This window comes from Pseudomonas sp. FH4 (assembly GCF_000510915.2).
Classification (GTDB): domain Bacteria; phylum Pseudomonadota; class Gammaproteobacteria; order Pseudomonadales; family Pseudomonadaceae; genus Aquipseudomonas; species Aquipseudomonas brenneri.
The window spans coordinates 76,668-102,496 of record NZ_AOHN01000012.1 but is presented as its reverse complement, the minus strand read 5'-3'; the positions used below and the strand labels follow the sequence as shown (position 1 = coordinate 102,496).

The window sequence follows — 25,829 nt, the reverse complement described above, 5'->3', positions numbered from 1 at the left end:
CTGAATTGAGTTAAGACAGATCTTATGTGACGGCCCAGACCCGATAAATATCATGGCGCTCCAGCTAGTTTAAATTTCCTTATGGTGTGCATCGTGGTAAAGCTTGGGCCGTTAACTCTACTGATTAGTTATTTGTTCTCAGATTATCTGTTCGCTTCGGCAAAGCAGAGCACTTTTCTAAAAACGGAACATACAAGTAATACTTCAAGCAACGCTCCTGATAAGTAAGCGTACGGTAAACATACCTTGCGAATCTTTCGCCCCCTCCGGTTTCGATAGCAGCTTGCTTCGCTTATGCTTCTCGACTCACGTGTAAGGATGATCTAAATAGGTGTGACGGCATGTAAGCAGATAAATCTTGTCCTGTAGTTCTGATATGCCGTGAACACTGTCGAATGTGGGAGCGGGCTTGCTCGCGAAAGCGTCCTCAAGGCCGCCGCACCAACCCCCATACACCGATTACCGCCGGGATCCCCAACCCAATCCAGCTAAGGGAGTCCCAAACTCCATCCCCCAACAGCGCCGCAAACAACCCCGCACCACTGAGCAACCCGATCCCCAGCGGCACCCCAAACACCTTCCAGAAGTTCGACTGTCGCGGCCTCATGGCTTGGCCGCCTTGCGCCGCACCCGCCACAGGTACACACCGCTGCCCAGCACGATGATGGTCAACACATCCATCACCGCCCAGAGGATTTTCATCGGCATGCCGCCGTAGTCGCCAAAGTGCAGGGGCTGGGACATGCCCATGGCGTCCATGTACCACGGCCGCCCGGCCACGGCGGTGACGCTCAGGTCGCTGGCGTCGATCAGTACCGGCGTCAGCAGGTGCGAGGTCAGGTGTGTGCTGCCTTTCATGAACACTGCGTAATGGTGCTCGCTGGAAAATCGCGTACCGGGAAACGCAATAAAGTCTGGCGTCATGCCCGGCGCGACCTGTTCGGCGATCTTCAGCAGGTCGGTCGCCGGCGCACGCAAGGTCAGCGGCGGCGCGTTCTTATAGGGTTCGATCATCGCGGTGAGGCTGTCATTGCGCCAGGCGGCGATGATCAGGTCGGCACAGGCGCTGATCACCCCGGTGACGCCCACCACCAGCACCCAGGTCAGGGTGACGACGCCGATCAGGTTATGCAGGTCGAGCCAGCGCAGGCGTGTGGACTTGTCCTGGCGCACGGTGGCGAATTTCAAACGGCGCATGAACGGCAGGTACAGCACCGTGCCGGAGATGATCGCGACCACAAACAGTATGCCCATGAACGCCAGCAGCAACTTGCCCGGCAACCCGGCGAACATATCCACATGCAGGCGTAGCAGGAACATCGTCAGCCCGCCATTGGCCGAGGGCATCTCCACACTGTCCCCGGTTCGGGCGTCGAGCATGAAAGTGTGGGACGCGTTCGGCTCGGTGCCGGCGGTGGCCGCCATGATCGCGATCACGCCGTTCTTGTCGTCTTCATCCCAGGCCAGGTACTGCATGGCTTCGCCAGGGCGATGGGCCTGGGCCTTGGCCACCAGTTGCTCAAGGTTGAGCTGCGGGGTATCGGCTGGCATCTGCTGGAGTTCGGGCTCGTTGCCCAGCAGGTGATCGATCTCATGGTGAAAGATCAACGGCAGGCCGGTCAGCGCCAGCATCAGCAGGAACACGGTGCAGATCAGGCTGGTCCAGGTGTGGATGAAGGACCAGCGGCGGATGGTTGTGCTTTTCATCACGGCTCCAAAAGGCAAAAGGGCCGCAATTGGGGCGGCCCTTCATCTGCGGTTTTTAACCGTCTTAGAATTTGTAATTCACGCTGGCGACGACGTTACGCTGGTCGCCGTAGTAGCAGTAGAAACCATCACAGGTGGCTAGGTAGTCCTTGTTGAAGATGTTCTTGGCATCGACCGCCACGGTGACTCCTTTCAGGGTGCTGCTTACGCGGCCAAGATCGTAGTGGGCCGAGGCGTCGTACACCGTGTAGGAGCCTACATGACCCCAGTCGGTGTTGGCAGCATTGCCGTAGGTGTCGCCGACATAGCGCACGCCCGCACCAACGCCAAAGCCATCCAGTGGGCCGCTGTGCCAGGTGTAGTCGGCCCAGGCGGTGGCCTGGTTGCGAGGTACCTGATTCATGCGGTTGCCTTTTTCTTCGGCAGTGCCCTTGGTGATTTCGCTGTCGTTATAGGTGTACGAACCCACGAGCTTGAGGCTTTCGGTAACGTCAGCACTGGCTTCCAACTCCAGGCCACGCACTCGTACCTCGCCCACTTGGCGAGTAATGCCGCCTTCTGTCACCGAGGTGTTGGTCTGAGTCAGATCGAACACAGCGGCGGTCAGCAACGCCTTGGTGCCAGGTGGTTGGTACTTGATACCGGCTTCGTATTGCTTGCCCTCGGTAGGCTTGAATGCACCTGTGCTGAGCACTTGCGTACCGGAGCCCGCCTGGAATGATTCGGCGTAAGACAGGTAGGGAGTGATGCCATTGTCGAACACATAGCTGAGCGCCGCGTTACCGCTGAAGCTCTTGTCGCGCTGGGTGTTGGTGGCGTCGTTCTGATTGTGGAAGGTAGTCCCGGTGTGTACCCAGTCCTCACGCCCGCCAAGCGTCAGGCGCCAGTTGTCGAGGGCCATCTGGTCCTGGATGTAGAGGCCGGTCTGCTGAGTTTTCTGAGTGTAGTCATACATGGTGAAGTATTGGACTTTGGAGAAGTCCTGGCCGTACACCGGTCGATTGAAGTTGATGGTAGGAACACCGGCAGAACCCCACAGCCAACGAGCATCGGCATCAGAGCGCTGGTGGTCCAGGCCCAGCAGCAAGGTGTGGCTTACAGCCCCCGTCTGGAAGTCGGCCTGGAAGTTGTTGTCGACGGCAAACTGCCCGATGTTTTCATCGACTTTGCCGGCTGAGCGGCTCACATTGCCATCGGCGTCTACAGCCAACTCTGGCCCGTTTGGCCAAAAACTCCCACCTGCAGTAATGCCTTGGAATGACAGGTCATTTTTGGTGTAGCGCAGGTTTTGACGGAACTGCCAGGTATCGTTCAGACGAGTTTCAAACGCATAACCGAGCGCGTAGTAAGTACGGTCGTAGAATTCCCAGTCAGGATCACCCAGATTTTTGTGGTGGGAAATTTTGCCAGCCGGCGAAGACAATTTGGTGCCTTGCAGCGGCAAGAACTGGCCAGTGATCCCGGTGTCGTCGCGGGTGAACTGCGAGAGCAAGGTCAGTTTGGTGTCGTCGTTGATATTCCAAGTCAGGCTGGGCGCGACGTTGTAGCGTTTGTCGGGGATGTGATCGACCGCTGTATCGCTGTCACGCACTACGCCACCAATGCGGTAAAGGAATTGACCTTCGTCATCGATTTTTCCGGTGCTGTCGAAGCTGATCTGCTTGTGATTATTGGTGCCGGTCTGTACCTCGACCTCGTTACTGCTTTCAGCTTGTGGACGACGGCTGACCATATCTAGCAAGCCGCCGGGAGGCGTCTGGCCGTAGACAGACGAAGCCGGACCGCGCAGTACGGCGATACGCTCCAGGCTCCAAGTATCGATTTTTGGCGTGGCATAGTTGCCCTTTGGCAAAGGCAGGCCATCGAGGAATTGGGTCGGTACAAAACCGCGCACCAGCAACCAATCGCTGCGCGAGTCAGAACCATAGCCGCTGCTCTGCACCCCAGCGGTATAGCGCAGGGCGTCATTGAGGTTGAGAACAGAGCGGTCTTCCATTTGTTTACGGGTGATTACCGTCACGGAACGCGGTAATTCGGCAATTGGTGTATCCGTCTTGCTCCCCGCCGCCGTACGCGTAGCCACATACCCCTCCACCGGCCCCCAGGCGCTTTCATAATTGCCCTGGCCAATGATGCTGGTCTCTGGCAGTGCAACCACACCCTCCGGGACCGGCACCAGGCTGAACGTGCCGGCGCTGCTCTGCTCCAACTGCAGACCACTGCCGCGCAAGGCTTCACGCAGGGCGCCCTGGGCGTCGAACTGGCCCTTGACCGGGGCCGAGGTCTTGCCCGCTGCCAGCGCGGGGTTGAGGGTCAGGGCCAGGCCGGCCTGGCTGGCGATCTGGTTCAGGGTGCTGGCCAGGGGGGCGGCCGGCAGGTTATAGGCACGTACGCTAGACGCCTGTTCGGCAGCGATCAGCGCAGTGCTGGCCAGCGGGGCGCTGAGGGCAATGGCCACGGCTAACAGGCTGGGGCGCAACAAGGTGTCTAGCGTGCGGGACATAGGGCGGCTCCTGAATGGAAATATTTCTCAATTGCCTGTGTGCCGAGCGAGAATCAAAAAGTGATAGGGCTGGGGGGAAATATTTTTGTCTGGGAGGAAATGGGGGGGGGCAGAGCCCTATCGCAGGCTTGCCTGCGATAGGGCCCTAAGGGTTACCCGCGACCTTTGGCACTACCGTCACCCACCACGGCGTACGCTGCTGGATCTGCACTGGCAAGGTCGGCAGCAGCGCATTCAAGGCCAGGTCGGTGTCCTGCAGCGGAAAGCTGCCGGTGATGCGCAGGTCGGCCACGTTTTTATCCACACCCAGGTAGCCGCTGCGGTAGCGGCCGAGTTCTTCGACCACATCCCCCAGCCGCGCGTTGTCGACCACCAGCATGCCGCGGGTCCAGGCATCGGAGCCGGGAGTGACCGTCAGCAGTGGACCGAGGCCGTCATGGCGCATCAGGACCTGCTGGCCTTGCTTGAACACCTGCTCCTGCTGCAACGCCTCAGGCTGCGCTGCCACGGCCGACTGCAAAACGCTGAGCCGCGTACCGTTGTCCTCGCGTTTGACGATAAACCGCGTGCCCAGGGCGCGCAGGCTGCCGTCGCGGGTCTCGACGACAAAGGGGCGTGCATCGTTGTGACCGGTCTCGACGAGGATCTCGCCGTCCTGCAGCACAATCACCCGGCGCTTTTCGTCAAAGCGCACGTCAATGGCGCTGTGGGTGTTGAGGTTGATCAGCGTGCCATCCGCCAGTTTCAGCGTGCGTTGTTCGCCGGTGGCGGTGCGTTGGTCGGCCAGCCAATAGTTGATGGGCACGTAGCGCTGGCCGGCGAACAGCGCCAGGCCGCAGACCAGCACCACACTGGCCAGGCCACTGCCGAGCTTGCGCACCCGTCGCCGGATACTTTCACGCGATTGCAGCAGCGCCGCCCGCGCCGGGCCGCTGGCCACGCAAAAGCGCTGATCGAGCATGCCCAGTTGGCGCCAGGCGCGAGCATGTTCTTCGTTGCTGGCCAGCCATTTATTGAATTCTTCATGCTCCACGGCGCTGCCATCCCCGGAATCCAGGGACAGTTGCCAGGCAATCGCGGCATCCAGCACTCGCGCAGAAACCGGTTTTGAACTGATCTGACTCACAGCGGCTCGCCATACAGTGCGATGTAGCACTGGCGAATCCCCTGGGCCAGATACTGCCGCACCCGTGGCACGGAAACCCCCAGGCGCTGGGCAATTTCGGCGTGGCCCAGGCCATCCAGGCGGTTGTAGAGGAAGGCGGCGCGAGCCTTGCTGGAGAGCTTGCCCAGCAGACGGTCGATGGCCTTGAGGTCTTCGAGGATCAGGTGCTGTTCTTCCGGGGACGGGTGTTCGCTTTCCGGGATCAGCATCAGTTCGCTGAGGTAGGCCTGTTCCAGCGCGGCGCGGCGGAAATAGTCAAACAGCAGGCCCTTGGCGACGGCCACCAGGAACGCCCGCGGTTCACGGGGCGCACGCAGTTCTTCACGGCCCAGCAGGCGCATGAAGGTGTCCTGGCTCAGGTCTTCGGCCCGACTGGGGCAGGCCACGTTGCGCCGCAGCCATGCCAGCAGCCAGCCGCGATGGTCACGGTACAACGTGCCAACAAGCTCACTGTGGGGACTTTGGGCTGACGACAAGGCATCACCAATCGAGAAGTTTAAACTAACGAGAATTATTCGCGATTGTGGCAGAGGCGCGGAATGGGCGCAATTGGCGTTGGTCGGGTGATGGCACCACAACCCATTGCAGGAGCCGGTTGCGGTGTTTAGAAGGAAGGGGCTTGCTTGCGACGTTTCCACTGGTTCAGGCGTTGCTGCAACGCAGCGGGGCTGTCCAGCCCTTGCTGGCGGGCACGGCTGAACAGAATCAACATCAACTCAGCGGTGGCCAGGGCATCGGCGCTGGCGTGATGGCGCTCACCGACCTGCAGGTTGAAGTGGGCGATCCAGTCATCCAGGCCGGCTTCGCGGATATGCGCTTGCGGGCACAGCAGCGGCGCCAGGTCCGCCACGTCGAGGAATGGATGGGCCAGGCGATAACCCAGGCTGTCCTTGAGCGCGCGGCCGAGCATGTGTTGGTCGAACGGTGCATGGAACGCCAACAGTGGGCTGTCGCCGACAAAGTCCATGAAGTCCAGCAACGCCTCGGCTGGTTCGCAACCAGCGGCGATCGCACTGGGGCCGAGGCCGTGGATCAGTACGCTGGGGCTGAGTTTGGTTTGCGCCCGTTGCAGGGTGCGCTCGAACTGCTGGGAAAAATCGACGGCACCGTCTTCGATCACCACCGCGCCAATCGACAGTACCTGATCGCGATTGAGGTTCAGGCCGCTGGTTTCCAGGTCCAGGACGACCCAGCGCTGGTCGCGCAGGGTCGTTTCGCCGAGCACTGCGGGCGCTGCTGGCAATTGCTGCAGGCGTGCTTGTTGATGCTCATCCAGTCCCGGACGGGAAGGGCGCAGCCAACTGAACAGGCTCACAGCTGATACCTCAGGGCCAGGCTGCTTTGCAGGCGCTGGGCCTGGCGCAAGGATTCACGCAGGATGCGCCGATCCAGGTGGTTGAGGCTGTCGGGATCGACCCGGTTGGAATACGGCTGGTTCTCGCGGGTCTGCAACTGGTGCTGCTGCATGCGGGTTTGCTGGATAAAGTGGTAGGCCTCTTCGTAGGCTGCGCCGTCCAGGCGTTCGATCACCTCCTTGTCCACCAGTTGCTGCAAGCGTTCCAGAGTGTTGTTGGCGGCGATCCCATTGGCCAGGGCCAGCAGGCGGGCGCCATCGACGAAGGGTGTCAAACCCTGCACCTTGAGGTCGAGCGTGGCCTTGTCCGCGCCTTTGCGCGTCAGCACGAAATCACGGAAACGCCCCACCGGCGGGCGCTGGCGCAAGGCGTTCTCGGCCATCATCCGTTGGAACAGGCGATTGTCCGCGACCTGCTCAAGCAGGTCCTGGCGCAATTGCTCACAGCCCTGTTCATCGCCCCAGACCACCCGCAGGTCGAAGTAGATACTGGATTTGAGCAGGTTCTCCGGCGTCGCCTCGCGGATAAACGCCGCAAAGCGCCGGGCCCATTCGGCACGGGACAGGCACAGCTCGGGGTTGCCGGCCATGATATTGCCCTTGCACAGGGTAAAGCCGCACAGCGCCAGGCTCTGATTGATCTGCTGCGCCAGCGGCAACAGCAGGCCGCGAATCTCGGCGGCGTGGGCGGCGTCCCTGGCGTCGAACAGAATGCCGTTGTCCTGGTCGGTATGCAGCGTCTGCTCGCGGCGGCCTTCGCTGCCGAAACACAGCCAACTGAAGGGCACGCCGGGGTCGCCTTTCTCGGCGAGGGTCAACTCGATCACCCGGCACACCGTGTGATCGTTGAGCAACGTAATAATCTGAGTGATCTGGGTGGACGACGCACCGTGGGCCAGCATGCGTTCGACCAATTGGCCGATCTCCCCGCGAATCGCCACCAGGTTCTCCACCCGTGGCGCATTGCGGATGGTGCGCGCCAGGTGCACCAGGTCGACCCGTTGCAGGGAGAACAGATCGCGCTCGGACACCACGCCGCACAGGCGCCGGTCCTTGACCAGGCACACATGGGCGATGTGCCGTTCGGTCATGGCAATCGCCGCGTCGAAGGCGCTGTGATCGGGGCTTAAAAAGAACGGCGCCTGGGTCATATGGCGCTCGATGGCCTGGGTGAAATCGCTGATGCCGTCGGCCACCACATGACGCAGGTCGCGCAGGGTGAAAATCCCCAGGGGCGTCTTGTGCTCATCCACCACCACGATGCTGCCGACCTGCTGCTCATGCATCAATGTGACCGCTTCACGCAGCGGCGTCAGCGGGCTGCACGTCACCGGGTGGCGCATGGCCAACTCGCCCAGGCGGGTATTCAATGAATACTGGGTGCCAAGATTTTCTACGGCTTTTTGCTGGACTTGCTGGTTGACCTGATCCAACAGGCTGCTGACCCCGCGCAAGGAAAAATCGCGGAACGGTCCGGAGAGGGCAAACAGCTTGATAAACGCCGGCTTGTTCAGTTGCAGGCAAAAGGTGTCTTCGGCGGCCTTGTGCTCCGTGCGGGTGGCCCGTTCCCCCAGCAGGGCGGCCAGGGGGAAGCATTCTCCGGTGGTGATTTCGAAGGTGGTTTCGGCCGAGTCCGGGCGTTCGCCAACCACACGCCCCTGCTTGACGATATAGAAGTGCTCCACCGGGCCTGCCGACGGCTTGAGGATGCTCTCGCCGGGGCCGTAGAAGCGCAATTGGCACTGCTCCACCAGAAACGCCAGGTGGGCGTTTTCCATCTGGTTGAAGGGCGGGAACCGTTGCAGGAATTGCAGGGTGCCGTGAATGTTCTGCAACACCGCAGTTTTCCCTGCCTGGGTGAAAGCATCAGCTTTACTCATAACCATGACCGCAGTTTTTTTGTCGTTATCGTGCCTCATGGTCGACCCCCACGCGACGGGTGCCCATTGGACGTAAGTCTAGGTAGCTATAAGGCCTTCAATGACTAAGGAAAAACCTTACATGAATATCGTCCAGACCCGTAGAACGCCCACTAGGAAAACTATCCGACGAAGTGCACATTGTTCGCCCTTCCGGTGATGTCTGACTTCTGTGCTGGGAGATTGAGTTGAACTGCCGAGAAACCTATGCCCGACCAAGATATTTTGAGTGATGCCGAGCGCGAGGCGCTGAGCGCCGTGATGCTGGAGCCTGATCTACCGCCGCAACGGGTGCTGATCGTTGATGACGATAAAGACGCCCGTGAATTACTGGCCGAAATCCTTGGGCTGGACGGCATTCGTTGCATGACGGCGGACAGTGGCGAGGCGGCGTGGCAGCTCCTCAACTCCAACACGTCCATCGGGTTATTGATCACCGATCTGCGCATGGCTCCCAGCAACGGCCTGGAATTGATCCGACGGGTGCGCGAGTCCACCCGGGCGGCGTTGCCGATCATCATCATGTCCGGGGATGCCGAGGCACCGGATGTGATTGATGCGATGCACTTGAGCGTGGTGGACTTTCTGCTCAAGCCGATTGATAGCGTGAAGTTGGCGAAGATGGTCAAGCGCGAGTTGGGGATGGCGCAGTAGGCGGGGTTGGGCCGTTGGTCGGGACTGTCAGATTTCACAGTATCGGCGTTTTGAGGGGGGCCTGTTTAATCGTTGGGAGGGTGCTGGCTTGGGATCGGCGCCCCTCAATGCTGCGAACAGGAGTTCACCATGAGTAATGTATGTAATAGCACCACCACGGTCGAAGCAAACATCTCGGTGCGTATCGATGGGCAAGATCAAGGCTTTTTCCCGAATCAATTTTCTGGCAGTTCGTCTGGGGTCAAGCTGGTCGCTAGCAGTGATACCACGCACCTGGAGATTGACTATGGCCAGTCCCTGGGACAGGGGACTCACAATTTAACGCATACGCAATTTCAGATAGATTATCTGGACCCTGCTGGGCGCACCTTTACACACCCGGTTGCAGGCACCATCCAGGTGAAGGTTGTCGGTAACGTGCATATGGGCACATTGACCGGTGTAAAAGTTGACGGAACGGGTTCTGGGGCTGGGGCTCAGGCTCTGCTTTCGGGGACCTACGTCATTATTGTCAGTTAAATCTTTCTACACGCTATATAAAAAGCCCCGGCCATATGGCCGGGGCTTCTTTATTTCAGTTGTCAGTTACAGGCCATTCCTGGCCTTGAACTCCCTACGCCTGCGATGCAACACCGGCTCGGTATAACCATTGGGCTGCTGGGTCCCTTCAATCACCAGCTCAATCGCGGCTTGAAACGCGATATTGCTGTCAAAATCCGGAGCCAACGGACGGTACAGCGCATCCCCGGCATTCTGCCGATCCACCACCGGCGCCATGCGCTTGAGGCTTTCCATGACCTGGGTTTGGCTGACCACGCCATGGCGCAGCCAGTTGGCGATGTGCTGGCTGGAGATACGCAGGGTGGCGCGGTCTTCCATCAGGCCCACATCGTTGATATCCGGCACTTTCGAGCAACCCACGCCCTGGTCGATCCAGCGCACCACGTAACCGAGGATGCCCTGGGCGTTGTTGTCCAGTTCGTTGCGGATTTCTTCCTCGGACCAGTCGGTATTCTGCGCCAGGGGAATGGTCAGGATGTCGTCCACCGAAGCACGCTCGCGCTTGGCCAGTTCGGCCTGGCGGGCAAATACGTCGACCTTGTGGTAATGCAGTGCGTGCAGCGCCGCGGCGGTAGGTGATGGGACCCAAGCGGTGTTGGCGCCGGCCAGTGGGTGCGCGATCTTCTGCTCCAGCATGGCAGCCATCAGGTCGGGCATCGCCCACATGCCTTTACCGATTTGCGCACGACCTTGCAGGCCGGTACTCAAGCCAATATCGACGTTCCAGTTTTCGTAGGCGCTGATCCATTTTTCCGCCTTCATCGCGGCCTTGCGCACCATCGCGCCGGCTTCCATGGAGGTGTGGATTTCGTCGCCGGTACGGTCGAGGAAGCCGGTGTTGATAAACACCACGCGCTCGCTGGCCGCCTTGATGCAGGCCTTGAGGTTGACCGTGGTGCGGCGCTCCTCGTCCATGATCCCGACCTTGAGCGTGTTGCGCGGCAGGGTCAGTACCTCTTCGATACGGCCGAACAGCTCGTTGGTAAACGCGGCTTCTTCCGGGCCGTGCATCTTCGGCTTGACGATATACACCGAGCCCGTGCGGCTGTTCTTGCGGCTGTTGTTGCCATTGAGGCTATGGACCGCTGCCAGGCTGGTGATCAGACCGTCGAGGATGCCTTCGGGCACTTCATTGCCCTGGGCGTCGAGGATCGCGTCGATGGTCATCAGGTGGCCAACGTTACGCACGAACAGCAGCGAGCGACCATGCAAGGTCACGGCATTGCCGTCGATGCCGGTGTAGCTGCGGTCGGCATTCATGGTGCGGGTGAAAGTCTTGCCGCCCTTGGCCACTTCTTCGGCCAGGTCGCCCTTCATCAGGCCGAGCCAGTTACGGTAGATCACCACTTTGTCGTCGGCATCGACGGCGGCGACGGAGTCTTCGCAGTCCATGATGGTGGTCAGCGCGGCTTCCATCAGGATGTCTTTGACGCCGGCGGCGTCGGTCTGGCCGACCGGGGTGCTGGCGTCGATCTGGATTTCGAAATGCAAGCCGTGGTTTTTCAGGAGGATCGCGATTGGCTGGGCCGCATCGCCCTGGTAGCCGATCAGTTGCGCATCGTCGCGCAGGCCGCTGTTGCTGCCGCCCTTGAGGCTGACAATCAGCTTGCCATCGACAATCTTGTAGCCGGTGGAGTCAACGTGGCTGCCGGCGGTAAGCGGTGCGGCTTCGTCGAGGAAGGCGCGGGCGAAGGCGATGACCTTGTCGCCACGCACCTTGTTGTAGCCCGGGCCTTTCTCGGCGCCGTCGGCTTCGCTGATGGCGTCGGTGCCATACAGCGCGTCGTACAGCGAGCCCCAGCGGGCATTGGAGGCGTTGAGGGCGAACCGCGCATTCATCACCGGCACCACCAACTGGGGGCCGGCCATGCGGGCGATTTCGTCATCGACGTTTTGTGTGGTCGCCTGGAAGTCCGCCGCTTCTGGCAGCAGGTAGCCAATATCTTGCAGGAAGGCCTTGTAGGCCACCGCGTCATGGGCCTGGCCGGCGTGGGTCTGGTGCCAGGCATCGATCCGCGCTTGGAAATCGTCGCGTTTGGCGAGTAGGGCTTTGTTCTTCGGTGCCAGGTCGTGAATGACCTTGTCGGCACCGGCCCAGAACTGGTCGGCGGTCAGGCCGGTACCGGGAATGGCTTCGTTGTTTACGAAGTCGAACAGGACTTTGGCGACCTGCAGGCCACCGACTTGAACGTGTTCAGTCATTGCTTGCCTCACTCTGCGGAGCTAATTCGCTTTTCAGCTTTTCAATTTACCAATGAAGCCTTCGGCCATTTAAACCACAAACCCAAGGCACCAGTACATGCCATCAACGGCGGCTGGGTGGTTCCAATCAACGGCGCAAGGCTTGCTGACGGGGTGTTCGGGGTTACGACGGCGCCTGGGCAGACATCGACCTAACGTTATGTAGTGCGCGCCGAGGCATACTACATGATGAGTTGCGGTTGTGAAAATTAGACTAAATACGTCGTTTAGCGACCCACTTTGGTTGTACGGTCACAGCGGGGTATGGGATGTTCTCAAAAAACTAATGGATTGTTCCAGATAAATATAAAAATGGTACACGATTTGTTTTTCGCTTAGCCAAATCCCCTGTAGGAGCGAGCTTGCTCGCGAAAAACTCAAGTGCGCCGCGTACATCCAGGATGCCCGCGTCATCGCTAGCGATTTTCGCGAGCAAGCTCGCTCCTACAGGCAGGTGCCTATAATCGAGTATTCATCACCAGAGGACTGTTGCCATGGACCATCTCGTACTCACCGTCATCGCCGCCGACAAACCCGGTGTGGTCGAACGTGTTGCCCACTGCATTGCCGAACGCGGTGGCAACTGGCTGGAAAGCCGCATGGCCCATATGGCCGGGCAATTTGCCGGGATCCTGCGGGTCAGTGTGCCGATGGAAAACCGCAGCGAATTGGTCAGCGCCCTGGAGGACCTATCCACCCATGGCATTCGGGTGCTGGTGGGTGAGGGCAGTGGCGGGCAGGCGAGCGCGAGCAAGCCGATCCTGATGACCCTGGTGGGCAATGATCGGCCAGGCATCGTGCGCGAAATCACCGCGCTGTTGAGCAAGCAAGGAGTCAACCTGGAACGCCTGAGCACCGACGTGCGTCCGGCGCCAATGAGCAGCGACCCGTTGTTTCACGCCGAAGCTGCGCTGGCGGTGCCCTCCACCCTGGCATTGGATGAGTTGCAGGCTGCGCTGGAAACCCTGGCCGACGATTTGATGGTGGAATTGCAACTGCGCAGCGAGGAATAACCGTCCACAGGGTTGTTCATGGAAATCTTGCATGGGCCTGTGGATAAGCTGTAGAGACCCGGCGCCAGGCCACGCCGGCCGGGGCTCTCCGTGCGCTGAGCAAAAAACGAGCAATTTCAACGGCTTGTGCACAAACACCGGGGATCAGGCTGTGGATAACCTTGGGGTGAAAGCCTGCAAGCCACGCCGGCTGTGGCATGCAGGGGTTTGTACGTTATTTGATCAGCGTTTGCGCAGGCTCAGCCATGCATCAACGCTGTAGACCGCCAGCCCGGCCCAGATAAACACGAACGCCACCAGGCTGGCGGGGGTCATGTGTTCGCCGAACAGCAATACGGCTTGCAGCAGCACCAGGGTCGGCGCCAGGTACTGCAGGAATCCCAGGGTGGTGTACGGCAAATGCCGCGCAGCGGCGTTGAAGCAGACCAACGGGATCAAGGTCACCGGGCCTGCGGCTACCAGCCACCAGGCCTCGGAGGTGCTCCAGAACGCCATATTCGCGCTGTGGGCTGTCGGATTGAGCAGCAACCACGCTAGGGCAATCGGCACCAGCATCCAGGTTTCCACCACCAACCCCGGCAGCGCCTTGACCGGCGCCTGCTTGCGGATCAAGCCATAGAAGCCAAAGGTCAGCGCCAGTACCAGCGACACCCACGGCAAGCTGCCGACCTGCCACACCTGTTGCGCCACACCCACGGCGGCCAGCCCGACGGCCACCCATTGCAGGCGGCGCAGGCGTTCGCCGAGGATCAGCATGCCCAGCAGCACGTTGACCAGCGGGTTGATGTAGTAACCCAGGCTGGCTTCGAGCATGCGCCCACTGTTGACTGACCACACATAGGTCAGCCAGTTGCCCGCGATCAACGAGCCGCTCAGCGCCAGGATCGCCAGACGCTTGGGGTTGTCCCGCAGTTCACGCCACCAGCCGGGGTGTTTCCACACCAGCAACAGCAAACCGCCGAACAGCGCCGACCACAGCACGCGGTGGACGATGATTTCGGCAGCCGGCACGCTGGCGATGGCTTTGAAGTAGAGCGGGAACAGGCCCCAGATGATGTAGGCACTCAGGCCCAGGATGTACCCGCGACGCGGGTTGGCGGCTTGCATGCAGAATCCTTGCATAGGCAGCTAACAAAGCCGTGATTGTAAGGAAATTTGTCTATCGATGGGTTGGCTTTTTGTAGGAGCGAGCTTGCTCGCGAAAAACCTGAGGGCACCGCTGGGTGTCAGGTTTCCCGCGTTATCGTTAACGACCTTCGTCGGAACGCCGCCCGGAGACAAGCACGCTCCTACATGCTGAGCGCGCGTGATTTCATTTAAAACAACTTCAACGGTTCTTCGTTAAGCGCCGACAATTGCTCGCGCAGCGCCAGCACCTGGTCGCCCCAATACCGCTCGCTGCCAAACCACGGGAAGCTGTGGGGGAACGCCGGGTCATCCCAGCGCCGTGCCAGCCACGCGCTGTAATGCATCAGGCGCAAGGCGCGCAAGGGTTCGATCAGCGCCAGCTCGCGAGGGTCGAAATCGTGGAACTCCTGGTAGCCGTCCATCAGTTCCGACAGTTGCCCCAGGCATTCCTGGCGATCACCGGCGAGCATCATCCACAAATCCTGCACCGCCGGGCCCATGCGGCAGTCGTCGAGGTCGACGATATGGAACATCTCGTCGCGGCACATCATGTTGCCGGGGTGGCAGTCGCCGTGCATGCGGATGTTCTTGTGCGGCGTGGCGCTGTACACGTCTTCCACGCGCTTGAGTAGGTCGCGGGCTACGGACTCGTAGGCGGGCAACAGGCTCTTGGGAATGAAATTGCCTTCGAGCAGGGTGTTCAGGGAGTCATGGCCGAAGTTCTTCACGCCCAGGGCTTCGCGGTGTTCGAAGGGACGGGTGGCACCGACCGCATGCAAGCGTCCGAGCAACTGCCCGAGGCGGTACAACTGATCAAGATTGCCCGGCTCCGGCGCCCGGCCACCACGGCGGGGAAACAGGGTGAAACGAAAACCCGCGTGTTCGAACAGGCTTTCGCCGTTATGGATCATCGGGGCCACGACCGGCACTTCGCACTCGGCCAGTTCGAAGGTGAAGCGGTGTTCTTCGAGGATCGCCTCGTTGGTCCAGCGCTGGGGCCGGTAGAACTTGGCGATCAGCGGTTCGCTGTCTTCGATGCCGACCTGATAGACGCGGTTTTCGTAGCTGTTGAGCGCCAATACGCGGGCGTCGCTGAGGAAGCCGATGCTTTCGACAGCGTCAAGAACCAGGTCGGGGGTCAATGTTTCAAACGGGTGGGCCATGCGAACTCCTGCGCGCAGCAGGTCGCCGCGTCCGGCCGGGTATGGTAGCGCACCGGGCTGGAGATAGGTGGTGTGTGTACTATCGCCTTCGCGAGCAAGCCCGCTCCCACAATGTTTCTGTGTACACCGGTCAAATGTGGGAGCAGGCTTGCCCGCGATGAGGCCCTAAAGATCACCTAAACCGGCGTGCCCAACAGCACATTGCTCGGCGCAAACTGCACCTGTACCCGCGTGCCTTCACCCGCCCCCAGCGCCTTGAGCTGCTCGGGCGCCGCCAGTGCACACAGCACCAGCCCATTCGGCAAGACAATGCGCACCTCACTGGGACCATCATCGGCATCAAGAATGGCCTCGACCACGCCGCCCATGCAGTTAAATCCAGGCTCAGGTGCCAGGTCCGCCGCGATCAACTCCAGCCAGCCGGCCTTGATCAGCGCGACCACCTCAGTGCCAATTTCCAGCTCCAGGCGCAGGGTGCTGTCATGGGTGATCTGTGCATCGAGGGTCAGGCCACCGGCCAGTTCCAGGCGCACCCGATCATTACGGCCATGGCTATCGATGGCGATCACCTGGCCATGCAATTGGTTACGCGCGCTGGTGCGCAGCATCAGGCGGCCCAGCAGGTTGAAGTCGCTGGCGTCTTCAGCGGCCTCCAGTACCTGGGCTTGCAGGGTTTGCAGGCGCTGATACAGGCGCAACACCCGCTCACCCTCTGCCGAGAGCCGCGCACCGCCGCCGCCCTTACCGCCGACGCTGCGTTCGACCAGGGGTTTTTGCGCCAGGTTGTTCAATTCATCGATGGCATCCCACGCGGCCTTGTAGCTTAAACCGGCGCTTTTCGCGGCGCGGGTAATGGAGCCCTGTTCGGCGATATGTTGCAGCAAGGCGATGCGCTGCGGGCGACGGACGATATGTTGGCTCAACAGAGACGGTAAAGGCATGGCGAACGGCTGCACACTGGCTTGGAATGCACAGGACGTTGCGGGCAGGCGTCGCCAGAGTCAAGTCATGTGCCGGGCTTGGGTGTGCGCGCCAGGCAATACACGTCGACCTGGCGCGCGCCGGCGTCCATCAGCAAGCGCGCCAGGCTGTGGGCGGTGGCGCCGGTGGTCAGCACATCATCCACCAGCGCCAGATGTTGGCCCTGGACCCGCGCGCCGGGTGCCAGGGCAAAGGCCTTGAGCAGGTTGCGCTGGCGCTGCTTGGCGTCCAGTTGCTGCTGGGCGATGGTGTCATGGGGGCGTAGCAGCGCCTGTTCATCCAGGGGCAGGTCGAGGTCCTGGCTCAGCCAGCGGGCGAGCATGGCGGCCTGGTTGTAACCGCGTTGGCGCAAGCGTTTGGTGGCCATCGGCACCACCAGCAAGCGCTCGGGCCGTGACAGTTCGGCATTGTCGAAGCGGTGTTGCAGGCATTCTCCCAACAGGCTCGCCAGCAAATGCCCCAGGGGCCATTTGCCCTGGTGCTTGAAGCGGCTGATCAGGCTGTCCACGGGAAAGTGGTAGGTCCACGGCGCCACCACTTGGTTGAACGCGGGCGGTGACCGCTGGCATTGGCCGCAGATCAGCCCGCTGGCTGGCAAGGGCAGGGCACACACCTGGCAGCCCTGTGTCAGCCACGGCAGGTCGATTTCGCAGGCGTTGCACAACGTCGCGGCCGAGTCAGTGGCTTCATCACAGATCAAACAGATTTGATTGCTTTTTAACCAGATGTAAACCTTGTGTTTGTAGTCAGGTTGACAGTGCATGAATCTTCCTTAAATATGCCGAGCATCCGTGTCGTGCCTGTGGGTATTGCCCTTCCCACAGCGCTTGCCCAAGCATAAACAAGGAATCGCCCATGAGCGCCAGCCTCACTGCCACCTTGCGTCACGACTGGTCTTTGGCCGAAGTCAAAGCCCTGTTCGTCCAGCCGTTCAATGACCTGCTGTTCCAGGCGCAGACCGTGCACCGCGCGCATTTCGATGCCAATCGGGTGCAGGTTTCCACGTTGCTGTCGATCAAGACCGGTGCCTGCCCGGAAGATTGCAAATATTGTCCGCAGTCGGGCCACTACAACACCGGCCTGGAAAAAGAAAAGCTGATGGAAGTGCAGAAAGTCCTCGAAGAGGCGGCACGTGCCAAGGCTATCGGCTCGACCCGCTTCTGCATGGGCGCCGCCTGGAAGCATCCATCGGCCAAAGACATGCCCTATGTGTTGCAGATGGTCAAAGGCGTGAAGGCCATGGGCCTGGAAACCTGCATGACCCTGGGTCGTCTGGACCAGGACCAGACCGAGGCCCTGGCCCAGGCAGGCCTGGACTACTACAACCACAACCTGGATACGTCGCCGGAGTTCTACGGCTCGATCATCACCACCCGCACCTATAGCGAGCGCCTGCAAACCCTGGCGTATGTGCGTGATTCGGGGATGAAGATCTGCTCGGGCGGCATCCTCGGCATGGGCGAATCCCTGGACGACCGCGCCAACCTGCTGATCCAGTTGGCCAACCTGCCGGAGCATCCGGAATCGGTGCCGATCAACATGCTGGTGAAGGTGGCGGGTACGCCGCTGGAGAATGCCGAGGATATCGATCCGTTCGACTTTATCCGCATGCTCGCCGTGGCGCGCATCCTGATGCCGCAATCCCATGTGCGCCTGTCCGCCGGCCGTGAAGCGATGAACGAGCAGATGCAGGCCCTGGCGTTCTTTGCCGGTGCCAACTCGATTTTCTACGGCGACAAATTGCTGACCACCGCCAACCCGCAGGCGGACAAGGACATGCAGCTGTTCTCACGCCTGGGCATCTTGCCGGAAGCCCGTGAAGAGCACGCCGATGAGGTCCACCAGGCGGCGATTGAGCAGGCGTTGGTCGAGCAGAAGAGCAGCGAGCAGTTCTACAACGCTGTCGTCTGATTGAAACGCCATCCAAATGTGGGAGCGGGCTTGCCCGCGATCAGGGAGAGTCAGTCAAGACATTAGCTGACTGACACACCGTAATCGCGGGCAAGCCCGCTCCCACATTTTTGATCGAGTTCAATCCCTTGAATATGAGGCCAGCATGTCTTTCGATCTCGCCGCGCGCCTCGCTGCCCGCCGTACCGATAATCTCTATCGCCAACGCCCGCTGTTGCAAAGCCCGCAAGGCCCGCAGGTGGTGGTGGACGGCCAGCCGTTATTGGCCTTTTGCAATAACGATTACCTGGGCCTGGCCAATCACCCACAAGTGATCGAAGCCTGGCAGGCTGGTGCTGCCCGTTGGGGCGTGGGCGGTGGCGCCTCACACTTGGTGGTCGGCCACAGCACGCCGCACCATGCGTTGGAGGAGGCATTGGCCGAATTCACCGGGCGCCCGCGTGCCTTGCTGTTCACCACCGGTTATATGGCCAACCTCGGCACCGTCACCGCGCTGGTGGGGCAGGGTGATACGGTGCTGGAAGACCGGCTCAACCACGCGTCCCTGCTGGACGCGGGTTTGCTGTCTAGTGCGCGGTTCAATCGTTATTTGCACAACGATGCGGCCAGCCTGGCCACACGCCTGGAAAAAGCCTGCGGCAATACCCTGGTGGTTACCGACGGCGTGTTCAGCATGGACGGTGACCTTGCCGACTTGCCGACCCTGGCCCGCGAAACACGGGCTAGGGGCGCCTGGCTGATGGTTGATGATGCCCACGGCTTCGGCCCGCTGGGCGCCAAGGGTGGTGGGATCGTCGAACATTTCGGCCTGAGCCAGGAAGATGTGCCGGTATTGGTCGGCACCCTGGGTAAGGCGTTCGGTACCGCGGGGGCGTTTGTTGCCGGCAGCGAGGAACTGATCGAAAGCCTGATCCAGTTTGCCCGCCCCTACATCTACACCACCAGCCAGCCGCCGGCGCTGGCCTGCGCCACCCTCAAAAGCCTGGAGTTGCTGCGCAGCGAACACTGGCGGCGTGAGCATTTGAATGCGTTGATCCGCCAGTTCCGCGAGGGTGCCGAGCAGATCGGCTTGGAGTTGATGGACAGCTTCACACCGATCCAGCCGATCATGATTGGCGACAGTGCTCGGGCGGTGCGTCTGTCGCAGATGCTGCGTGAGCGCGGGATCATGGTCACGGCAATCCGCCCGCCCACTGTGCCGGCTGGCAGTGCCCGTTTGCGCGTGACCTTGAGTGCCGCCCACAACGAGGCGCAGGTGCGACTATTGTTAGACGCACTGGACGAGTGTTTCCGCTTGTCAGGCCGGGAGTCCGACCATGCGTGACCGACTGATATTACTTCCCGGTTGGGGCCTGGGCGTATCGCCACTGGAACCCCTGGCTGCTGCCCTGCGTGGTCTGGATGAGCATCTGCGGGTGGATATCGAGCCGTTGCCAGCGCTCGCCGGCAGCGATCTTGATGAATGGCTCGACGAACTCGACGCCACCTTGCCAGATAACGTCTGGCTGGGCGGCTGGTCCCTGGGCGGGATGCTCGCGTCCGAGTTGGCGGCACGGCGCGGTGAACGCTGCTGCGGCTTGCTGACCTTGGCCAGCAACCCCTGTTTTGTTGCCCATGAGGGCTGGCCCAGCGCAATGCCGGCTGAGACCTTTGATGCGTTCCTGGCCGGTTGCCATGCCGACTCGCAAGTCACCCTCAAACGCTTCGGCTTGCTGTGTGCCAAGGGCACGCAAGACCCACGGGGCATTGCGCGCTTGCTGGTCAGCAGCGCGCCGGCTACCCCGTCCAGCATGTTGATGACCGGCCTTGAACTGCTCGCACAACTGGACACCCGCGAGGCCTTGCAGGCTTTTCGTGGTCCGCAGTTGCATCTGTTTGCCGGCCTGGACGAGCTGGTGCCCTGTGAGGCGGCAACCGAGTTGCTGAAGTTGTTACCTGATGTTGAGATCGGCCTGATTGAACAAGCCGGCCACGCTTTCCTACTGGATAACCCCCATGGAGTGGCGGGGGCGATCCAGGCTTTCTTGCATGAGTGCGGTGATGACTGATTTGTCCCATCCTCCACTGCCGGGCGCCTTGCCCGACAAGCGCCAGGTCGCGGCGTCGTTTTCCAGGGCGGCGGCCAGTTATGACAGCGTTGCCCAGTTGCAGCGTGACGTCGGCGGCGAGTTGCTCAGGCGCTTGCCGTCGTCGCTACTGCCTGGGCGCTGGCTGGACCTGGGCTGCGGCACCGGGTATTTCAGTCGCGCATTGAATGGGGCGTTTCCCCAGAGCCAGGGCCTGGCGCTGGATATCGCCGAAGGTATGCTCCATCACGCGCGACCCTTGGGCGGTGCCGAGCATTTTATCGCCGGGGATGCCGAACGCTTGCCGTTACAGGATGGCCGTTGTGAGTTGATCTTCTCCAGCCTGGCGGTGCAGTGGTGCGCGGACTTCACCGCGGTGCTCAGTGAAGCCCGACGCGTATTGCAGCCTGGCGGGGTGCTGGCGTTTGCCAGCCTGTGCGTCGGTACGCTGGATGAGCTGCGCGAAAGCTGGCGGGCGGCGGACGGCCTGGTGCACGTCAATCGCTTTCGCCCGTTCAGTGCTTATCAACAGCTGTGCGCCGCCAGTGGTTTGCGCGTGGTGAGCCTGGAACAGTGCCCCCACGTGCTGCATTACCCGGATGTGCGCAGACTGACCCACGAATTGAAAGCATTGGGGGCGCACAATCTGAACCCGGGGCGCCCCGGTGGCTTGACGGGCCGGGCGCGGATTGTTGCACTGGTGCAGGCCTATGAGCAGTTCCGCCAGGCCCGGGGCCTGCCGGCAACCTATCAAGTTGTGTACGCCGTACTGGAGAAACCATTATGAGCGCTGCCTATTTCATCACTGGCACTGACACCGATGTCGGCAAGACCACCGTCGCCGCCGGCCTGCTGCACGCCGCCCGACAGGCCGGCAAGAGCACCGCCGCCGGCAAGCCTGTGGCCTCTGGGTGCGAAGTGACCAGCCGTGGCTTGCGCAACGCCGATGCCCTGGCCTTGCTGGCCGAGTGCTCGTTGCCGCTTACCTACGCCGAAGTCAATCCACTGGCCTTTGAACCCGCCATTGCGCCGCACCTGGCGGCCCGTGAAGCCGGTGTGGCGCTGACTGTGCAAGCCTTGCTCAAGCCGATGCAACATATCCTCGGCAAGCAAGCAGACTTCACCTTGATCGAAGGCGCAGGCGGCTGGCGCGTGCCGCTGGCCGACCAGGACAACCTGTCAGACTTGGCGAAGGCGCTCAAGCTGCCGGTGATTCTGGTGGTGGGCGTACGCCTGGGTTGCATCAGCCATGCCTTGTTGACCGCCGAAGCCATCGCCCGGGACGGTTTACCGTTGGCAGGATGGGTGGCCAATATCATCGACCCGAAGACCTCCCGTCTGGAAGAAAACCTCGCCACCTTGGCCGAACGCCTGCCCGCGCCATGCCTGGGGCGGGTGCCGAGGCTCAAGCAGCCCACGGCCGAAGCGGTGGCCGAGTACCTGCAATTGGACTTGCTTGATTAGTTTTTCCTAGCGATAAGGCATTATGCCATTAGTGTTATTGACGGGCCTTTTGCCAGATTGTCTGCTTCAATAAGGATTCACGATTTATTGCAAGGCAGGTTCACGCCATGGAAATCTCTGGAAGCAGTGCGTTTTATTCAGGCCTGAGCACGATTCAGGCTGGGCAAAACCGCGTCGACCAGGCCGCCGGCAAAATCGCCAGTGCTGCCACCAGCCAGCCTTCGGATGCGCAGAATGACCGCTTGCAGGCGGTCAATCGCGGCCAGCCGACCAGCTCCGCAAGCAATATGGTGGAACTGGCTGAAGGCAAGCTTCAAGTGGAGCTGGGTGCGAAAGTCGCCAAGGCTTCCGACGAAATGCTCGGCACGTTGATCGACACCTACGCCTGATCCCCCCGATTCTCCTGTAGGAGCCGGCTTGCCGGCGATTGCGGCGTGCCAGATACGCCGCTATCGCCGGCAAGCCGGCTCCTACATTTATCTCCCGTTGAAATTCTGTGCGGCATCACGCTGCAGGCCTCGTCGCGCCTGGCGTTGACCTGCGTCATGACAAACGGCATCTGCTGGGCGCTTGACAAGGATTGGTCGTAAACGTATGTTTCAAACAGCTGTTTGACCGCTACAACAAATCCACGCGGTTGTTCATTCCAGGATTCATCAGCAGAGGTTTATCGCTATGCCTGACTACAAGGCCCCCTTGCGTGATATTCGCTTCGTTCGTGACGAACTGCTCGGCTACGAAGCGCACTATCAGAGTCTGCCGGCTTGCCAGGACGCTACCCCAGACATGGTTGACGCCATTCTCGAAGAAGGCGCCAAGTTTTGTGAGCAAGTGCTGGCCCCGTTGAACCGCGTCGGTGACATCGAAGGGTGCACCTGGAGCGAGTCAGGCGTTAAAACCCCTACTGGTTTCAAAGAAGCCTACAAGCAATTCGTCGAAGGCGGCTGGCCGAGCCTGGCCCACGACGTGGCGCACGGCGGCCAAGGCCTGCCGGAATCCCTGGGCCTGGCTGTCAGCGAGATGGTCGGTGAAGCCAACTGGTCGTGGGGCATGTACCCAGGCCTGTCCCATGGCGCGATGAACACCATTTCCGAGCACGGTACCCCCGAGCAGCAAGACGCCTACCTGACCAAACTGGTCTCGGGCGAGTGGACCGGCACCATGTGCCTGACCGAACCGCACTGCGGCACCGACCTGGGCATGCTGCGCACCAAGGCCGAGCCTCAGGCCGACGGTTCCTACAAAGTCTCCGGGACCAAGATCTTCATCTCGGCCGGTGAGCACGACATGGCCGACAACATCGTCCACATCGTACTGGCCCGCCTGCCGGATGCTCCGGCTGGCACCAAAGGTATTTCGCTGTTTATCGTGCCTAAGTTCCTGCCCAACGCCGATGGTTCGGTGGGTGAGCGCAACGCGGTGTCCTGTGGCTCCCTGGAACACAAGATGGGCATCCACGGCAACGCCACCTGCGTGATGAACTTCGACGCGGCCACCGGTTACCTGATCGGCCCGGCGAACAAAGGCCTGAACTGCATGTTCACCTTTATGAACACCGCTCGCCTGGGTACCGCGCTGCAAGGCCTGTCCCATGCCGAGATCGGTTTCCAGGGTGGCCTGAAATATGCGCGTGACCGCCTGCAGATGCGTTCCCTGACTGGCCCGAAAGCGCCGGACAAGGCCGCTGACCCGATCATCGTCCACCCGGACGTGCGTCGTATGCTGCTGACCATGAAAGCCTTCGCCGAAGGCAACCGTGCGATGGTGTACTTCACTGCCAAGCAAGTAGACATCGTCAAGTACGGCACCGACGACGAAGCCAAGAAACAGGCTGATGGCCTGCTGGCGTTCATGACTCCAATCGCCAAGGCGTTCATGACCGAAGTCGGTTTTGAATCCGCCAACCACGGCGTACAGATCTACGGTGGCCACGGCTTCATCGCCGAGTGGGGCATGGAGCAGAACGTTCGCGACAGCCGCATCTCGATGCTGTACGAAGGCACCACCGGCATCCAGGCGCTGGACCTGCTCGGCCGTAAAGTGCTGATGACCCAGGGCGAAGCGCTCAAGGGCTTCACCAAGATCGTGCACAAGTTCTGCCAGGCCAACGAAGGCAATGCAGCGGTCAGCGAGTTCGTCGCACCGCTGGCGGCACTGAACAAGGAATGGGGCGAGTTGACCATGAAGGTCGGCATGGCTGCCATGAAGGACCGTGAAGAAGTCGGTGCCGCCTCCGTGGACTACCTGATGTACTCCGGTTATGCCTGCCTGGCTTACTTCTGGGCCGACATGGCGCGCCTGGCTGCCGAAAAACTGGCTGCCGGCACCAGCGAAGAAGGCTTCTACACCGCCAAGCTGCAGACTGCGCGCTTCTACTTCCAGCGCATCCTGCCGCGTACCCGCACCCACGTAGCAACCATGCTGTCGGGTGCCAACAACCTGATGGACATGAAAGAAGAGAACTTCGACCTGGGCTACTAAGCCCCGGCGGGTTCACTGCCAAGCCGCCGCTCTTTCGGGAGCGGCGGCTTTTTTGTGGACGGGTGAAAAAACCTGAGTGGCGCGCTCAGGGATTACGCCTTGCTGCCGTTACAGTGATGGCAATGTGATGCAGGTCACATTGAATGTGCTTAACTGTGAACAGTGAAGGCACTGTGCCATCTTTTTTGTGGGTCGGAGCTTTACCCTTGTCGCGCGCGTCTGCTGTACGTTTCAGTCATTTCCTACCATCGTTGCTGTTATTGCTGGCGGGGTTGTCGGCTGCTTACGTCAAGGACCTCAACGTCTTCTTCACCTCCTTGTTCAACGTCCTGCCGACCCTGGTGTTGCTGCTGGGCGGTGCCTATTGCGCGGTGTACCGCAGGCAGCGTGAGCTGTTCCTGATGATTACCGTGTACGTCGCCTACTTCTTGCTGGATACCCAGACGGATTTCTACCGCGACCATGGCCGCGTGCGTGAAGACGCCGCCGTGGTGTTTCATCTGGTGTGCCTGCTCCTGCCGATGTTGTTCAGCATCTATGCACTCTGGCAGGAGAAGACTCACTTGTTCCGCGACTTTGTCGCACGCTGCGCGGTGCTGCTTGCCGTAGGCAGCGTGGCCTTGGGCCTGGAGCAGAGTTATCCGGGGCCGTTGCTCAACTGGCTGGCGGAGATTCGCTGGCCTGCGTTGCATGGCGCGTGGATGAGTCTGATCCAGCTGTCGTACCCGATGTTCCTGCTGGGTTTTGTCGCACTGGCAGCCCAGTACTGGCGTGAGCCTCGGCCGTTGCATGCCGCGCAGTTGGTGGGGTTGCTGGGGATGTTCTGGATGTTGCCGCAGACTTTTATCCTGCCGTTCACCCTGAACATCATGTGCAGCCAGGTGATGTTGATGATCGCCGCGGGTGTGGCCCATGAGGCCTATCAGATGGCCTTTCGCGATGAACTCACCGGCCTGCCGGGGCGCCGGGCCCTCAACGAGCGCATGCAGCGCCTGGGGCGCAACTATGTGCTGGCGATGAGCGACGTCGATCACTTCAAGCGTTTCAACGACACCCACGGCCACGACGTTGGCGACCAGGTGCTACGGCTGGTGGCCAGCAAGCTGTCGAAAGTCAGCGGCGGTGGCCGGGCCTATCGGTATGGCGGCGAAGAGTTTGCCGTGGTGTTTGCCGGCAAGACCCTGGATGAATGCCTGCCGCACCTGGAAGAAATTCGCGAGATCATCGCCAATTACCACATCAAGTTGCGCAACCAGGACAACCGCCCCCAGGACGATCACCAGGGGCGTCAGCGCCGTTCGGGTGGCGGTGATTCCAGCGTGTCGGTGACCGTGAGCATCGGCGTCGCCGAGCGCCAGGCCGAGCAACGCACCCCGGAAGAAGTGCTCAAGTCCGCGGACCAGGCGCTGTACAACGCCAAGGGCGCCGGGCGTAACTGCGTGGTGGCCGCCGGCCAGAACCGCCGTGGCGCGGTGCGTATGCAGGGCGCTGCCGGTTGAGTGATGGCGGTGTATTCAG

The 25,829-nt window shown here is 60.9% G+C and carries 23 protein-coding genes; 11 read left to right on the top strand and 12 right to left on the bottom strand.

All coding sequences use genetic code 11. The features are described 5' to 3' along the window. Positions 1-427: 427 nt before the first annotated feature. From H097_RS07390 to H097_RS07360, 7 genes are all read right to left on the bottom strand, one after another. Positions 428-607: a hypothetical protein gene (locus H097_RS07390; protein ID WP_032858613.1), complete on the bottom strand. Its 180-nt coding sequence runs from the start codon at positions 605-607 to the stop codon at positions 428-430. After that, positions 604-1,707 carry a PepSY-associated TM helix domain-containing protein gene (locus tag H097_RS07385; protein WP_032858611.1) on the bottom strand — a complete coding sequence of 368 codons (1,104 nt, stop codon included), beginning with the start codon at positions 1,705-1,707 and terminating at the stop codon, positions 604-606. Before H097_RS07385 ends, H097_RS07390 begins: the two co-directional genes overlap by 4 nt. A gap of 64 nt (positions 1,708-1,771) precedes the next feature. Beyond that, positions 1,772-4,210, bottom strand: a complete 2,439-nt coding sequence (locus H097_RS07380) for a TonB-dependent siderophore receptor (RefSeq protein WP_032858610.1) — start codon at positions 4,208-4,210, stop codon at positions 1,772-1,774. 145 nt (positions 4,211-4,355) lie between these two features. Then, positions 4,356-5,336, bottom strand: coding sequence for a FecR family protein (locus H097_RS07375; RefSeq protein WP_032858608.1), 981 nt, complete (start codon positions 5,334-5,336; stop codon positions 4,356-4,358). Next, on the bottom strand, positions 5,333-5,851 hold the full coding sequence (locus tag H097_RS07370; RefSeq protein WP_032858607.1) for an RNA polymerase sigma factor: 519 nt from the start codon (positions 5,849-5,851) through the stop codon (positions 5,333-5,335). The genes H097_RS07375 and H097_RS07370 overlap by 4 nt, the downstream gene beginning before the upstream one ends. Before the next feature lie 128 nt (positions 5,852-5,979). Beyond that, a complete protein-coding gene (locus H097_RS07365) occupies positions 5,980-6,690 on the bottom strand; it encodes a 3'-5' exonuclease (RefSeq protein WP_032858606.1) in 711 nt (236 codons plus the stop codon). After that, positions 6,687-8,609, bottom strand: coding sequence for a putative nucleotidyltransferase substrate binding domain-containing protein (locus tag H097_RS07360; RefSeq protein ID WP_032858605.1), 1,923 nt, complete (start codon positions 8,607-8,609; stop codon positions 6,687-6,689). The genes H097_RS07365 and H097_RS07360 overlap by 4 nt, the downstream gene beginning before the upstream one ends. A gap of 246 nt (positions 8,610-8,855) precedes the next feature. Between H097_RS07360 and H097_RS07355 the strand changes: the two genes are divergently transcribed. After that, a complete protein-coding gene (locus H097_RS07355; RefSeq protein WP_032858604.1) occupies positions 8,856-9,302 on the top strand; it encodes a response regulator in 447 nt (148 codons plus the stop codon). 129 nt (positions 9,303-9,431) lie between these two features. Continuing rightward, a complete protein-coding gene (locus H097_RS07350; protein WP_032858602.1) occupies positions 9,432-9,821 on the top strand; it encodes a hypothetical protein in 390 nt (129 codons plus the stop codon). A 66-nt stretch (positions 9,822-9,887) separates the two neighbouring features. Here H097_RS07350 and H097_RS07345 read toward each other — a convergent pair whose 3' ends face one another. After that, entirely contained in the window at positions 9,888-12,065 is a 2,178-nt protein-coding gene (locus tag H097_RS07345) for a malate synthase G (protein WP_032858601.1), read from the bottom strand. Between the two features lie 533 nt (positions 12,066-12,598). Between H097_RS07345 and H097_RS07340 the strand changes: the two genes are divergently transcribed. Then, on the top strand, positions 12,599-13,117 hold the full coding sequence (locus H097_RS07340; RefSeq protein WP_032858599.1) for an ACT domain-containing protein: 519 nt from the start codon (positions 12,599-12,601) through the stop codon (positions 13,115-13,117). Positions 13,118-13,339: 222 nt separating this feature from the next. On the opposite strand, the gene rarD is transcribed toward H097_RS07340, so the two are convergent. The 4 genes from rarD to H097_RS07320 all read right to left on the bottom strand — a co-directional run bounded on the left by rarD (position 13,340) and on the right by H097_RS07320 (position 17,152). Continuing rightward, complete coding sequence (gene rarD / locus H097_RS07335) at positions 13,340-14,224, bottom strand: EamA family transporter RarD (RefSeq protein ID WP_032858597.1); 885 nt, start codon at positions 14,222-14,224, stop codon at positions 13,340-13,342. Between the two features lie 209 nt (positions 14,225-14,433). Next, positions 14,434-15,408: a serine/threonine protein kinase gene (locus H097_RS07330; protein WP_032858595.1), complete on the bottom strand. Its 975-nt coding sequence runs from the start codon at positions 15,406-15,408 to the stop codon at positions 14,434-14,436. Between the two features lie 176 nt (positions 15,409-15,584). Further along, positions 15,585-16,349, bottom strand: coding sequence for a TOBE domain-containing protein (locus tag H097_RS07325; RefSeq protein WP_032858594.1), 765 nt, complete (start codon positions 16,347-16,349; stop codon positions 15,585-15,587). Positions 16,350-16,414: 65 nt separating this feature from the next. Beyond that, positions 16,415-17,152 (bottom strand): ComF family protein, encoded by a 738-nt coding sequence (locus H097_RS07320; protein ID WP_032858592.1) that lies wholly within the window; start codon positions 17,150-17,152, stop codon positions 16,415-16,417. A 92-nt stretch (positions 17,153-17,244) separates the two neighbouring features. On the opposite strand from H097_RS07320, the gene bioB reads away from it, so the two are divergent. From bioB to H097_RS07280, 8 genes are all read left to right on the top strand, one after another. After that, positions 17,245-18,300 carry a biotin synthase BioB gene (bioB, locus tag H097_RS07315; protein ID WP_029296913.1) on the top strand — a complete coding sequence of 352 codons (1,056 nt, stop codon included), beginning with the start codon at positions 17,245-17,247 and terminating at the stop codon, positions 18,298-18,300. A 145-nt stretch (positions 18,301-18,445) separates the two neighbouring features. Beyond that, the gene (gene bioF, locus H097_RS07310; protein WP_032858590.1) at positions 18,446-19,624 is read left to right on the top strand and encodes an 8-amino-7-oxononanoate synthase; all 1,179 of its coding nucleotides are present in this window, start codon (positions 18,446-18,448) and stop codon (positions 19,622-19,624) included. After that, the gene (locus H097_RS07305; protein WP_032858588.1) at positions 19,617-20,348 is read left to right on the top strand and encodes an alpha/beta fold hydrolase; all 732 of its coding nucleotides are present in this window, start codon (positions 19,617-19,619) and stop codon (positions 20,346-20,348) included. The genes bioF and H097_RS07305 overlap by 8 nt, the downstream gene beginning before the upstream one ends. Next, complete coding sequence (bioC, locus tag H097_RS07300) at positions 20,341-21,153, top strand: malonyl-ACP O-methyltransferase BioC (RefSeq protein WP_032858587.1); 813 nt, start codon at positions 20,341-20,343, stop codon at positions 21,151-21,153. Before H097_RS07305 ends, bioC begins: the two co-directional genes overlap by 8 nt. Next, entirely contained in the window at positions 21,150-21,830 is a 681-nt protein-coding gene (bioD, locus tag H097_RS07295) for a dethiobiotin synthase (RefSeq protein WP_032858585.1), read from the top strand. The genes bioC and bioD overlap by 4 nt, the downstream gene beginning before the upstream one ends. Positions 21,831-21,937: 107 nt before the next feature. Continuing rightward, a complete protein-coding gene (locus H097_RS07290) occupies positions 21,938-22,219 on the top strand; it encodes a hypothetical protein (protein ID WP_029296904.1) in 282 nt (93 codons plus the stop codon). A 286-nt stretch (positions 22,220-22,505) separates the two neighbouring features. Beyond that, the gene (locus H097_RS07285) at positions 22,506-24,311 is read left to right on the top strand and encodes a phenylacyl-CoA dehydrogenase (protein ID WP_029296902.1); all 1,806 of its coding nucleotides are present in this window, start codon (positions 22,506-22,508) and stop codon (positions 24,309-24,311) included. A 206-nt stretch (positions 24,312-24,517) separates the two neighbouring features. Then, complete coding sequence (locus H097_RS07280) at positions 24,518-25,810, top strand: GGDEF domain-containing protein (protein WP_032858583.1); 1,293 nt, start codon at positions 24,518-24,520, stop codon at positions 25,808-25,810. Positions 25,811-25,829: the final 19 nt, after the last annotated feature.